This window comes from Arenibacter nanhaiticus (assembly GCF_900141935.1).
GTDB lineage: Bacteria > Bacteroidota > Bacteroidia > Flavobacteriales > Flavobacteriaceae > Arenibacter > Arenibacter nanhaiticus.
In genome coordinates this window covers 28,124-42,524 of sequence record NZ_FQYX01000014.1, presented here as the reverse complement: position 1 = coordinate 42,524, position 14,401 = coordinate 28,124, and the positions used below count along the sequence as shown (strand labels likewise).

Annotated in this window: 10 protein-coding genes and 1 riboswitch; all 10 genes read right to left on the bottom strand. The window is 39.0% G+C overall.

What is annotated here, in order from left to right; translation table 11 throughout:
* Positions 1-2: 2 nt before the first annotated feature.
* A complete protein-coding gene (locus BUA16_RS09950) occupies positions 3-2,096 on the bottom strand; it encodes a HEPN domain-containing protein (protein ID WP_072764600.1) in 2,094 nt (697 codons plus the stop codon).
* Positions 2,097-2,206: 110 nt separating this feature from the next.
* A complete protein-coding gene (locus BUA16_RS09945; RefSeq protein WP_072764652.1) occupies positions 2,207-3,454 on the bottom strand; it encodes a sulfate adenylyltransferase subunit 1 in 1,248 nt (415 codons plus the stop codon).
* Between the two features lie 77 nt (positions 3,455-3,531).
* Positions 3,532-4,479 (bottom strand): sulfate adenylyltransferase subunit CysD, encoded by a 948-nt coding sequence (cysD, locus tag BUA16_RS09940; protein WP_262482960.1) that lies wholly within the window; start codon positions 4,477-4,479, stop codon positions 3,532-3,534.
* Between the two features lie 51 nt (positions 4,480-4,530).
* Positions 4,531-5,154, bottom strand: coding sequence for a phosphoadenosine phosphosulfate reductase domain-containing protein (locus tag BUA16_RS09935; RefSeq protein WP_072764650.1), 624 nt, complete (start codon positions 5,152-5,154; stop codon positions 4,531-4,533).
* A gap of 35 nt (positions 5,155-5,189) precedes the next feature.
* Positions 5,190-5,453: a DUF2061 domain-containing protein gene (locus BUA16_RS09930; protein WP_072764599.1), complete on the bottom strand. Its 264-nt coding sequence runs from the start codon at positions 5,451-5,453 to the stop codon at positions 5,190-5,192.
* Between the two features lie 225 nt (positions 5,454-5,678).
* Entirely contained in the window at positions 5,679-6,089 is a 411-nt protein-coding gene (locus BUA16_RS09925) for an RrF2 family transcriptional regulator (RefSeq protein WP_072764649.1), read from the bottom strand.
* A 144-nt stretch (positions 6,090-6,233) separates the two neighbouring features.
* Positions 6,234-7,406 carry a trans-sulfuration enzyme family protein gene (locus BUA16_RS09920; RefSeq protein WP_072764648.1) on the bottom strand — a complete coding sequence of 391 codons (1,173 nt, stop codon included), beginning with the start codon at positions 7,404-7,406 and terminating at the stop codon, positions 6,234-6,236.
* An 81-nt stretch (positions 7,407-7,487) separates the two neighbouring features.
* A complete protein-coding gene (gene thrA / locus BUA16_RS09915) occupies positions 7,488-10,874 on the bottom strand; it encodes a bifunctional aspartate kinase/homoserine dehydrogenase I (RefSeq protein ID WP_072764598.1) in 3,387 nt (1,128 codons plus the stop codon).
* A 147-nt stretch (positions 10,875-11,021) separates the two neighbouring features.
* Positions 11,022-12,317, bottom strand: a complete 1,296-nt coding sequence (locus BUA16_RS09910) for an O-acetylhomoserine aminocarboxypropyltransferase/cysteine synthase family protein (protein ID WP_072764597.1) — start codon at positions 12,315-12,317, stop codon at positions 11,022-11,024.
* Between the two features lie 167 nt (positions 12,318-12,484).
* A riboswitch (SAM riboswitch) is annotated at positions 12,485-12,589 on the bottom strand.
* A gap of 75 nt (positions 12,590-12,664) precedes the next feature.
* Entirely contained in the window at positions 12,665-13,918 is a 1,254-nt protein-coding gene (gene metK / locus BUA16_RS09905) for a methionine adenosyltransferase (protein WP_072764596.1), read from the bottom strand.
* Between the last annotated feature and the right edge of the window lie 483 nt (positions 13,919-14,401).

Below are 14,401 nucleotides of genomic sequence, written 5' to 3'. Positions count from 1 at the left end.
TTCTATATTTCTGAAAGTTCTAATTTCCTATAGGTATGTGCAGTCGCTAAAAATGCTTCTGCCGTTTCCAAATACCCTTTCGCAAACTCTTCCGACGGTTTGTTCTTGTTTATTTGTAGCACCAATTCTTCAAAACTCGCTTTTAAGGCTATCTTTCCTGAAGCCACAAAAATGCTGTCAAAATCCTTGATGATACTCACATGCGTATTCACCTTTGTTTTTTCAGAGGTCAATAAGGCTTTTGCCGTATTAACCATAGAAGAATAGGCGTGATAGATGCTGGCAGTCCATTTCTCTTCTTCCAAGTTCAATTTCGCTGTCTCTATTTTTTCCTCACTGTCAAACAGAAGGGTCGCTACCAAATCTATAACTACCCCGGCACATTCGCCCACTCCAATAGCTTGCTCATATTTCTCAGTGTTCCCCCAGTCAATGAAATCATCGGCCGTTAAATTGTCTATTTCCGATAAAGGCTTTAGGAAATCATAAAAATATAACTGCCCCTTTTCTTCGTAATAAGCCTCAAAAGAACGATTCTTCCCATGAGCCTCAAAATCATCAAGTATTAATCGCAAGGCCTCTGGTCCTCTTTTGCTCGGTATTTTAATTACCTTATCGGCAAAACGAGCTTCTCCATTTCCAAAATTACCGCCACCTAATAATACTTGTAAGGCAGGCGCCACTAATTTATCCTTGGTTCTTATAGACATCCCTTGGAAGCCAATATGGGCCATATTGTGCTGCCCACAAGCATTCATACAGCCACTGATTTTAATAACCACATCTGGATTATTGATATAGTCGGGGTATTCTGCTCTGATCACTCGTTCTAGTTCCTCTGCTATTCCTGTACTACTGGCTATTCCTAAATTACAAGTATCCGTTCCAGGACAAGCTGTAATATCCAAAGCCTTGTTGTAGCCGGCTTCGGCAAATCCTAACTTTTCCAATTCTTGGTAAAAGAAAGGTACTAATGCTTCCTTAACATAAGGAATCAATATATTCTGACGAAGAGATAATCTCAACTCTCCCGCAGCATACGCCTCTACCAAATCTGCTAAGGCTCGCGCTTTTTCTATATAAAAATCACCCAACAATACTTTAATCCCAATAGCGACATAGCCTTCTTGTTTTTGAGGTACCAAGTTAGTCGATTTCCACTGTTCAAAAGCTTTCTCGTCCTTGATAACGACAGAAGGTATCTCACTAGGCTCAGCAACCTGAACTTTTGGATAGGCATCTACATCAATCGGATAGGTCGCAAAAGGTATGGCCAACTGCTCTTCATCCAATAATTGCTTAAATCCGTCTAAACCTATATCCTTCAACAAGAATTTCAACCTAGCCTTTGCTCTACTTTTACGTTCTCCGAAACGATCAAAAACACGAACAACACCTTCCATTAATGGAATTATTTTTTCGGCTTCTAAAAATGAATATAACACATCGGCATGTCTGGGCTGAGAACCTAAACCACCTCCCAATAACACTTTAAATCCGTGAACACCATTTTCTATCTTCGCTATAAAACCTAAATCGTGCATATAGGAAAGTCCTGTATCTTTATCACTGGCTGAAAAAGAAACTTTAAATTTTCTTCCCATTTCCTGACTTACCGGATTTCTTAAAAAGTATTGAAACAAGGCATGGGCATATGGCGATACATCAAAAGGTTCATCAACATCTATCCCAGCTGTTTCACTGGCGGTTACATTACGGACCGTATTACCGCAAGCTTCACGAATGGTAATATCATCTTTATCCAATTGTGCCCACAATTCCGGGGTACGGTCAATATCCACATAATGAATCTGTATATCTTGCCTGGTGGTAATATGCAGACGCCCGGTAGAGTACTCTTCGGAGACATCAGTAATTCTTCTCAGCTGATTGGAAGAAACCTTCCCATATGGTAATTTAATCCGAATCATTTGAACCCCTGGCTGTCTTTGGCCATAAATACCACGAGCCAATCGAAGACTACGGAATTTTTCCTCATCGAGTTTTCCTTCCTTAAATTCCCGGATTTTGGCTTCCAATGCAATGATGTCCTTTTCTACTATCGGGTTTTCTATTTCTGTTCTGAAACTCTGCATTTTACTTTATTTTAATTCTGTACGAGACTATTATTAATATGCTTATCCTATAGACTTTATAGATTATAAATTCAAACGGATTTTGTTCCCCTAAGGAAACTGCTCCGTTGTTAATGAATAAAACCTACACCAGCCGTGGCATTCGTTTGGGGATCGATCAGTATAAAGGATCCATTTGCCTTATTATCCTGATAGGAGTCATAAAAAATAGGCTTACTAAGTTTTATACTAACGGATCCTATTTCATTCAAGGCTAATTTATTATTAGCATCCTGATGGCTACCATACTGCGTGGAGATGACATGTTTTACACCATCTATTTTAGACAACACCTTATTGGTATTGTGCTGAATCAAATATTTTGCGCCAGGTTGCAATTGTTTGTTATCCATCCAACAAACTGTAGCCTCAATTTGTTTTTCTATTTTAGGAAGCTCGTCCGATTTCACCAACATATCCCCTCTGGTAATATTGATTTCGTCTTCTAGGGTAATCACGACCGAACTACCGGCTGCGGCCTCCTGATACGTTTTGTCAAAGAAGTATATTTCCTTCACTTTAGATTGTGTCAGGGAAGGCAATACAGTTATCTTATCACCAACCGTCAATTTTCCGCCTTTAATTTTCCCGGCAAATCCTCTAAAATCATGGTATTCCTCTGTTTTAGGACGAATAACAGTCTGAACGGCAAATCGAGTTTGTCCACCATCCTGTACATCGGATACTTCCAGTTGTTCTAAATGCCCCAAAATAGTATCGCCTTTGTACCAAGGCATGGCGTCTGTTTTATCAACAATATTATCTCCTTTAAGCGCACTTACGGGAATATAGGTAAGCTGTTGCTCCGCATAGGTACTCACCGCGTTCAAGGCTTCAAAATCGCTTTTGATTTCGTTAAAGACCTCCTCGGAGTACTCTACTAAATCCATTTTGTTCACCGCAACAATGATATCCTTTACCCTTAGTAAGTTATTGATAAAAAAGTGACGGTAGGTTTGCTCTATCACACCCTTTCTGGCATCGATAAGGATAATAGCTACTTGTGAGGTCGAAGCCCCAGTAACCATGTTACGAGTGTACTCTACATGCCCAGGAGTATCGGCAATGATATAACTTTTATTAAGGGTAGAGAAATAAATGTGGGCTACATCAATAGTAATACCTTGTTCTCTTTCTGCTACCAATCCGTCCGTAGCAAAGGAAAAATCAAGATAATCATATCCTCTTTGTTCACTACTTTTTCGAATCGCTTCTACCTTATCATCCGTCAAAGATTTTGTATCGTAAAGCAACCGCCCTATCAAGGTACTTTTACCATCGTCTACACTACCTGCTGTTGCTATTTTAAGTACTTCCATGTTTTTTTTGTATTCTGTAATTTGTATTCCGTTTTTCGCCACCGTTTTAATCCTAAGACCACCGGCAACCGCAGCTTTTAAAAGTAACCTTGTTGTTTTCTTTTTTCCATTGCCGCTTCGGAGCGTTTATCATCAATACGGGCTCCTCTTTCCGAAATTTTGGACTCCCTAATTTCACTAACAACTTTTTCTATAGTATCTGCTGTAGACAATACCGCTGCTGTACAACTCATATCCCCTACCGTTCTAAATCGAACTGTTTTTTCTTCTACCAACTCGTCTTCTGCTCTAAATACAACCTCATCGTCGGCAGACCAAATAAGACCATCCCTGACAAATATGTTTCTTTGATGCGCAAAATAAATAGACGGAATTTCTATGCGTTCCTTTTCTATATAACTCCAAACATCCAACTCTGTCCAGTTACTAATAGGAAAGACCCTGACATTTTGTCCCAATTCTATTTCCCCATTCAGCAAATCGAATAATTCTGGACGTTGATTTTTTTCGTCCCACTGGCCAAAATCGTCCCTTACCGAAAAGATACGTTCTTTGGCCCTGGCCTTCTCTTCATCCCTGCGGGCTCCACCGATACAAGCATCAAACTTAAATTCTTCAATAGCATCTAGGAGTGTAGTCGTTTGCAACATATTTCTACTGGCATATTTACCAGTCTCCTCTACAACCTTTCCTTCATTGATAGAATCCTGAACGTTACGAACAATTAGCTCTACCCCCAACTCTTTTACCAATTTATCCCTAAAAGCGATCGTTTCCGGGAAATTATGTCCGGTATCGATATGCATTAAAGGAAAAGGAATCTTAGCAGGAAAGAATGCCTTTTGAGCCAAACGAACCAAAGTAATGGAATCTTTTCCTCCTGAAAATAAAAGAACGGGATTTTCAAACTGTGCCACTACTTCTCTAAAGATGTAAATAGCCTCGCTTTCTAGAGCATTAATTTCCAAAACAGATGGGTTGGAAATTGCTGCTTTTGTCTGTGTTTCTTCTGTTACTGTTTCCAATATATTGTCTTTTTATGATACGATTTCCGAACCGGAAATGATTAGTTATTATTAGGTATGCAAGCCACATTCCCTATTCTCCAAAACTTTGGTAGGATCAAAATACTTATGCTCATTAGGTAAATCCCGATCCTTTAAATAGGCATCTAATTGGGTATCGCTATAGTGATAAAACGGACTTACTTTTAACACCCCGTCCTTAGAGAGGCTTAATATATCCAAAGAATCCCGTAAAGCTGTCTGCCCCTGACGAAGATTGGTAAACCAAACATCTGGTTTATGCTCTTCCATAGCTCTTTTAAATGGCTCTAACTTCACCTGCTCCGTAAACACTTTATGACGTGGATCATCGATAGTAGGGATCCCCATAACAGCATCTCTATGAGCCGTAGTTTGTTTTGGAACGTATAATTTAATATTCAACTGCAAGCTAGAGATTAATTCCTCGGCATGTTTATAAGTATTTGGTGTATTGTAACCTGTATCGCACCAAACCACCGGAACACTTACATCTACGTGGGTAACGGCATATAAAATAGCCACCTCATAGGGTCTAAAATTTGTCGTAACCACAGGTCTTTTGGCATTTTGAATCGCCCAAGAAATAATCTCCTCTGGCGGAATACCCTTAAAATGTATGTTTAACTTCTTAATTTGATCTTCTGTAAATCCCATTTGTTCCGATGCTTTAATTTTTTTAATTATCCCTTCTACTTTCCCCAACTAATCCTATCCCATATTCTTTCATGGAAAAAATAAAGAATCATTTTTGTAAACAACTCTACTGCCCCAATTGAAAATGCAACACTTAAGGTACCTGTCACCACCCAAGAGATAACGATGGTATCCAAAGTACCTATAAACCTCCAACTTATAGATTTTACGATACTCCTTTTGGGGTTTTCAGAATGCCTGTCAGCTTTATAGCTTTTTGTACCAGTATTATTTTTGTTGATGAATTGTTCAGCAATCATTTAAAAAACGTTTTACTTATTACCCTATCGGTTTAATAGAGTAAGCAAAAGTAACTAATTTTTTCAATCGACCACACTAAAAGTCAATTAATTTCCCGATTACCCTATAGTTTTAGTAGATTAATAAAAATTGAGGTAAATATTTAATAAATCCTAAACAAGTTTTTAAGACTTTTATCAGGTTCCGGAAGCTAATCAGATGATATTATGAAGGATATAAACAGATTACGGAACTAAGTCGGCCAAGGTTGTATTCCTAAAAACCTCCAAAGTACTATCGCGTACCTGTAGCATTAATTTATGTACGGAACAACTCTCTTCACTGGGGCAATCACTACATTTTTCATAAAAATTGAGACTGACACAGGGCACCATAGCGATGGGACCTTCTAAAACACGCATTACCGTAGTCATGGAAATATCGGCGGGATCTTTTATGAGGTAGTACCCCCCTCCTTTTCCTTTTTTGGAACCCAAAACGCCCGATTTACGTAAGGTTAATAGGATACTTTCCAAAAACTTTTGAGAAATATTCTCCTGTTTGGCGATTTCAGAAATCTGCACAGGCTGTTGATCCTTTTGTGTTGCCAAAAAGGTCAGTGCTTTTAATCCGTATTTAGTCTTTTTTGAAAGCATGGCACGAAGATAAGGAAATTCGGAAATTATCGCCATTTAAATTCGAATACCAAATTTACTGCGATAATTTCCGATTCCTATTATTGGCCTTGACCTATACCTTCTTCAAAATAAGTAGGTCAATAATATTGTATATGACAAGCCCTAATGAGCCAGGGCCTGTTCTATATCCTGTATAATGTCATTTATATGTTCCAAACCTACAGAAACTCGTACGGTACCGCCAGTAATACCCACGGCTAGCCTGTCTTCTTGAGACAGTTTGCTATGCGTTGTAGAGGCCGGATGCGTTACGATACTTCTAGAATCGCCCAAATTGGCCGACAAGGAAAGTAGTTTTATAGCATTAAAGAATTTTTCTCCTGCTTCTATCCCTCCCTTTACTTCAAAAGCTATGACACAACCACCTGCTTTCATTTGTTTTTTAGCCACCTCATATTGGGGGTGTGATTTTAAGAATGGGTATTTCACCCAGTTTACCTTTGGATGGGATTCTAAGAATTCGGCTAATTTCAATGCATTATCACAATGTTTGTCAACACGAAGGGCAAGGGTTTCCAAACTTTTAGATAATATCCAGGCATTAAAAGGCGATAATGCTGGACCAGTAATTCTGGAAAACCGGTACACTTTATCTATCAATTCGGCATTCCCCACGGTAATTCCGGCCAAGACCCTCCCCTGGCCGTCCATAAGCTTGGTTCCAGAATGGATGACCAAATCGGCGCCAAATTTTATTGGTTGTTGCAAGTAAGGTGAAGCAAAACAATTATCAATGATCAATAATAGGTTGTGCTTTTTGGCTATGGCTCCCAAGGCTTCAAGGTCTAACACATCAACTCCGGGATTGGTAGGTGTTTCTGCATAAAGCACTTTGGTGTTCGGGGTAACCATGGCGTCAATTTCATCCAAGGCATCGATCTCAAAATAAGAGGTTGAAATATTCCATTTGGGCAGAAATTGAGTCAGTAAAGTATGGGTAGATCCAAAAATACTTCGCGCAGAAATTACATGATCTCCACTATTTAATAATGCAGCAAAGGTCGAAAACACCGCCGCCATCCCCGAAGAAAATGCAAATCCAGCCTCGGCTCCTTCCATTTTGCAGACCTTGTCTATAAATTCGGAAGAATTTGGATTACTATATCTAGAGTATACATTACGATCTTTCTCTTCTGCAAATGAAGCCCGCATATCTTCCGCATCTTCAAACACAAAACTAGAAGTCATATATATTGGAGCCGAATGTTCTAAGAATTTGGTACGCTCTATTTGAGTACGTATTGCTTCTGTTTCGAACTCATATCTTTTTTTCATTTCACTCATTTTTGTCTATTTCTACTTATTAAAAATCCATGGTGCCCCAAGGAGCACCACTTCAATTAATTAGGCAGTTAATTAACCTTTCTCTGCGATCCTCAGAATATCTCCAAAAACACCTCTTGCCGTTACGGCAGCCCCGGCACCTGCCCCTTGTATTACCAAAGGATGCTCTCCGTAAGACTCCGTATAAATTTCAATAATAGAATCAGATCCTTTTATTTGTCCAAGAGCACTCTCTTTTGGTACCGATACCAATTGTACGTCTAGATTTCCTTTTTCTCTTTGAAGGTCCCCGGACAGGTCTCCTATGTACCTAAGCACATGATCTGGTTTTTGCGCCTTCTTTATAGCACTGAACTTTTCGTCCAAGATATTTAAATGAGCTAAGAACTCTTTTACACCACCTCCCTGTAATGCCTCGGGAATAAGGTTTTCAATATTGATGTCGGAAAATTCATTTCGCAAATCGAGTTCCCTAGCTAAAATCAATAGTTTTCTGCCCACATCGTTCCCTGAAAGATCCTCGCGAGGATCTGGTTCTGTAAATCCTTTTTCCATCGCCTCCTTTAAGATTTCAGAGAACAGGGCTTCTTTTTCCGAAAAGGTATTAAATATATAGCTCAAGGATCCAGAGAACACTCCCTTTATCCTAGTAATGTTCTCTCCCGATAAATGCAACAACTTAATTGTATCTATCAATGGCAATCCTGCTCCCACATTGGTTTCGTACAAGTATTGTTTCTGGTTTTTAGCCAGCACCTCTCTTAGATCTTGGTAATAATCAAAATCGAGGGTGTTGGCAATTTTATTGGATGATACTAAATCGAAACCGTTTTCTACAAATTCGATATAATGGGCTACAAAACCCTTATTGGCCGTATTATCTACAGCGATAAGGTTTTCTAAATGATTGGCTTTTGCATAGGCAAAAATATCCTTCAAGGTATAAGGAACGGCCTTTGTTCCCAAGTCTGACTTCCAATTTTCAGATATACCGTTCTTTTCCAACAACACCTCTTTAGAATTGGCTACAGCAAAAACATTCAGATGAACCCCCTTGCGTTTCTCTATGGTTGTATTCGATTTTAGAATTTGGTCAATCAAGGTGCCTCCTACGGTCCCATGTCCAAATATGGCGATATTTACCTTTTTGCTGATACCGAAAATTTGGCCATGCATTACGTTTAGCGCCTTGGTTAAATCCGTTTTCTTCAGTACCAAGCTCACGTTTTTACCCGAAATGGTATTGTTGAACAAAAGTGGTACTATCTGATTTTTTATCAAGGCATTATACGGCTTGTGAAAAGTACTAAGATCTTGTCCTACAATGGAAACCACGGATACCTGATCGACAACAGTGATATTATTGATATCCTGAAGTTGAAAATCGGTTTGAAATTCTTCTTGCAAGCACGATTTCGCCAAGGCCGCATTTTTAGCATCTACTACCAATCCGATTCCTCTTTCCGAAGACCCCTGAGAAATAATACTAACACTAATATTATTATTCCCCAAAGCTCTAAAAATACGAGCATCGACCCCTACTTTCCCCAATAAACCGCGACCTTCTAAATTAATCAAGGCCATATTTTCGATAACCGAGAGCGATTTTATACCCTCCTTACTAGTTTTGGCACTGATTAATGTGCCTTCATTGTCCCCGTTAAAAGTATTTAGGATCCTAAGCGGAATATTCTTTTCTATCAAAGGAATAATCGTTTTGGCATGTAAAATATTGGCGCCAAAATTGGCCAATTCATTGGCTTCGCTATAGGATAGTTCCGAAATTCTTTTTGCATCTGAAACCAAATCGGGATTCGCCGTAAAAATACCGTCTACATGCGTATAGTTCTGCAGCTCTTCGGCATTCAAGTAATTGGCTAACAAGGCGGCAGAATAATTACTCCCATTTCTACCCAGGGTAGTGGTTTCATTCGCTAGTGTAGATGATATAAAACCGGTAGTCACTACAACATCATATGCCCCCAAGCTAGCAAATTCCCGAGTAACATTCTCTTTGGAAATAGCTTCCAATACCTTGGCATCTCCAAAATTGGCATCTGTTTTTATAAGCTCTCGAGAGTCAATAAACTTAGCCTTAACCCCTCTCGATACTAAAAGAGCAGTCACTGTTTTTGCAGACAAAAGTTCGCCATAGGCCAACACCTGATCTTTAATTTTTAAGCTGTAATCTCCTAGAAGGGCAACCCCTTCGAACAACCTTAACAAAGCATTAAACTCTTGCGAAAGATCTACGTTTTCAATATTGTATTGTTGATATTTTTTAAAATCTTCAAAACCTTTGTGATAATCTTTTCCCTTAGCTGCCTTTTCCAATAAGGATTCCAATTCATCGGTAGCCTTATTCCGTGCCGAAAGCACCACCGCCAAATGTCCTCCTTCGCTAATCTTATCACCTACAATTTGTAGCACAGTGTCCAATCCTTCGCCATTTGCCAAAGATTTTCCTCCAAATTTTAAAACTTTGATCTTTTTAGCTTTTCCATTGCGTTCAAATACCCCTTTAAGCAGCGCTTCCATTTGGTTAAACTCTAATAAAAAGGCATCGTGTCCGTGTAGAGAGTTTATTTCCCCATAGGTAACGTTGCTATTGGCCTGCGCTAATTTTTTAAAAGTATCCTTATTTTCTTGAGCTGTAAAGAACAAATCAGAGTCTACCCCTATAATATGTATATTTGTTTTACTATTTTGAAGGTTGATAAAAGCCTCTTCTCCATCCCGAGTAATGTCGATGGTTTTTAACAATTGATTCATCAGCTTATAAGCCGATAACTGAAAACGTTGCTGAAGTTTTTCTCCATGATGAGTAAGCCAGCTTTCTACGTTAAAAACCTTTAGTTCCTCATTGGTACTTCTTTTAAAACGTTCCTTAAAAGATTCCGGAGTCCTATAACACAACATAGCGTGCATACGGGCGTCGTGTACCGGCTTTTTGGAATTGACTAAAAACTGCTCTTGGATTTGACAATTCGCTATCAGCCAATCGGTAGACTTCCAATCGGAAGCCACAGGGATAAGATGCTGGGTAAGCGATGGATTTATGGCTGCCATTTCCCAAGCTATTCCTCCTCCCAAAGAACCTCCAATAAGGCAATAAAGTTTGGTTATTTTTAAGGTCTCTAGCCCTAAAAGAAATATTTTCGCAATATCCTTAGCCACAAACTCCTTATATTCTTCTATAACAAATCCGTCATAACCGTTTCCGGGTATATTAAAACAAAGAATAGTATATTTATTGGTATCTATACATTTGCCTTCCCCTATTAAGGTAGTCCACCACCCCTTATCTCCGGCAACGGTCGAATTCCCAGTCAGGGCATGATTAACCATTATAATTGGCGCTGAATGTAAAGGACGTCCGAAGACCTCATAAGACAAAGTAATATCTAAGGAAAAGCCGCTAATAGTAACGTAATTGCTAAGGGTAAGTTGTTGTAGCATGGATTGTGTGTGCGTATAAATATTTGTAATTCTAAATATTGGTGTTTTGATAAAAACAGGGAGTACCTCAGATAAGAATTGCTTCAATAGGCACTCCCAAGTATTATTCACATTAGCCGGGTTGATTCCCAACCACTGGCTGAGTGATTATTTTGTTAAAACCGATTTGTCGATGGCTGTAAACGCTTGCTCTAAATCGGCTTTAATATCTGCTATATCCTCCAAACCAACACATAATCGAATTAAATCTGGACTCACACCGGTAGTTTTCTGCGCATTTTCATCCAATTGTTGATGTGTTGTACTAGCTGGGTGGATTATTAGTGACTTAGAATCCCCTATATTGGCCAATAAAGAGAACAGCTTTGTTTGATCTACTACTTTTTTTGCAGATTCATATCCTCCTTTTACACCAAAAGTAACGATACCACTTTGTCCTTTTGGCAAATATTGTTTTGCCAACTCATTATATGGGCTCGAAGCTAGTCCAGGGTAATTAACCCATTCAACCTCTTCTCTGCTTTCTAACCATTGAGCAAGGTTTAAGGCGTTCTCACTGTGTTTTTTTATACGGAGTTCCAAGGTCTCTAGACCTTGAATAATCTGAAAAGCATTAAACGGACTCAATGCTGCCCCAAGATCTCTAAGTCCTTCTATTCTTACCTTAGCAATAAAGGCTGCTGCCCCCAATGCATCATGGTAAACTAAACCGTGGTATCCTGGAGATGGCTCCGTAAATTCAGGGAATTTACCACTGCTCCAATCAAAAGTACCGGCATCAATAATAACACCGCCCATAGCGGTTCCATTACCATTAACATATTTTGTCAAGGAGTGTATTACTATGTTTGCCCCGTGCTCTATAGGCTTTAATAAGGCTGTGGTAGCTACAGTGTTATCTACAATAAACGGTAATTTTGCTTTTTTTGCCTCTTCAGAAATAGCCTTAAGGTCCAATACATCCAATTTTGGATTCCCAAGGGATTCTACAAAAATAGCCCTAGTATTTTCTTGGATGGCATCGGTAAAGTTTGCAGCATCGGACGGATCTACAAAGGTGGTAGTAATTCCTACTCTAGGTAATGTTACTGCCAATAAATTATAGGTTCCTCCATACAAACTGCTAGAAGCTACAATATGGTCACCTGCCTTTAACAACACCAATAAAGCGGTAGATATGGCCGCAGTACCAGAAGCAGTAACGACACTACCGATCCCACCTTCTAAAGCAGCTAAACGCTGTTCTAAAACATCGTTGGTAGGGTTGTTTAGCCTAGTATAGATATAACCAGGTTGCGATAAATTAAAAAGGCTGGCCGCATGGTCGGTATCATTAAAAACATAAGCCGTATTTTGATAAATAGGCACTGCTCTTGTACCACCGGTTAAATTAGTGTCGTGACCGGCATGTAAAGCGTTGGTTGCAAATTTTTGAGTACTCATGATTTTATTGTTTTTTTTTAAATTATTAAAATATATAAGTTAAAAATTCCAAACAGACAATTGCGCACTGCGCACTATCATAAAATCAAAAAGCTAAAAAGAAAGTGAAAATTACGGAAAGTAATTTGATCGTTATCTATTCCGAAAAAATATTTAGAGTTCACCAATGATGATCTCCTTTTCGAATAGAATTTAGCACCTTCATTGCATATTGGGGCAAAGGGTTGCTAAGGTTTCAAAGGGTCTATTCCCTCCACCTTTCTTGATAACAATTCAATAAGTGTTTGAACTTTGTGATTACAAATATAGGGACGGAAAAATTGAATTTCCTATTTTTTGCCTATAATTTATAAATTAAATGCATTTTTCACTTGATCCAAGGCATCTAGTTTTTCCCAAGTAAACAATTCCACTTCCTTTTCTATTCTGCCGTTATAAGGCGATTCAAAAACCTTAGTGACCGTTTTAGGTTCTTTCCCCATATGACCATAAGCGGCAGATTCCAAATAAATTGGATTCCTTAATTTTAATCGTTCTTCAATGGCAAAAGGACGCATATCGAACAATTCTGCGACTTTTTCCGCAATGGCCCCATCGCTAAGAGCAACCTTAGAAGTACCATAAGTATCTACAAATATAGAAGTTGGCTCTACCACTCCAATAGCATAACTTACCTGTACCAATATTTCATCGGCTACCCCTGCGGCTACCAAATTCTTGGCGGCATGTCTTGCTGCGTACGCCGCACTACGATCTACCTTGCTCGGATCCTTTCCACTGAAAGCACCACCACCATGGGCACCTTTACCCCCGTAGGTATCTACGATGATCTTTCTTCCGGTTAAACCGGTATCCCCATGAGGACCACCAATTACAAACTTCCCGGTTGGGTTAATATGATAGGTAATACTGTCGTTAAACAATAACTGAATGTTTGCCGGTAATTGTTCTTTTACTCTTGGTATAAGGATGGATAAGATATCCTCCTTAATTTTCGCTAACATCACCTCATCTTCTCCAAACTCATCATGCTGGGTAGACACTACTATAGTGTCTATACGCTGTGGTATATTGTCGTCAGAATACTCTATAGTTACCTGAGCCTTGGCATCTGGGCGTAAATAGGATATTGCCTTCCCTTCGCGTCTCAAATCTGCCAATACCTGTAAAATTTTATGGGAAATATCCAATGCCAAGGGCATATAGTTTTCGGTCTCCTTAGTAGCATAACCAAACATCATCCCCTGATCTCCTGCCCCTTGCTCTTCCTTAGCACCACGATCTACACCTTGGTTGATTTCCTGCGATTGTTCGTGTATTAACGATATAACCCCACAAGAATCGCCACTAAATTTATATTCTCCATTGGTATACCCAATTCTGTTAATTACGTCCCTAGCTATTTGCTGGACATCTAAGTAGGTGTGACTTTTTACTTCCCCGGCCAAGACTACTTGCCCTGTGGTTACTAATGTTTCACATGCTACTTTGCTATCAGGATCAAATGCCAAAAAGTTATCTAATAAGGCATCGCTAATTTGATCTGCTATTTTATCTGGGTGTCCCTCACTAACCGATTCTGAGGTAAATAAATATGCCATAATCTCTTTCTTACTTACTTTAGTTTTACGAATAAGAATTTGACCTGTACACTAAAGAAGAGTGGATGCTGAGATTCCGATGTAGAGACAACATAAACTGCTTTAGCATTTTTAGTATGCCGAACCTATTTCCGTTCCCATAACAGTCACAAAAACAAATTCAGCCTTGAGGTTGCAATCAGTCAAATCCTTCCTCTTTAAATTCGCAGACAAAAGTACAAGAAATCTTGAGCTTTCAAAAAAGGTTTAACAACTATTTTTATTCTCCTAAAAAATACCCACGACTATTGAATCAATCCTTTACAAGCATGGCCTTTCTAATTACATCCTGCCTCTCTTTTCTAAGCACTATGTTTTTACAACCTACTTTTCCAATAATCCATCCTGAAAACCTTTCAAAGTTTTCATTAGACAGACGGCAAAACACCTAAGGTTTTAAAAAAAATACACTTAGCACTTTCATCAATCCTTAAAAAGGGTTAC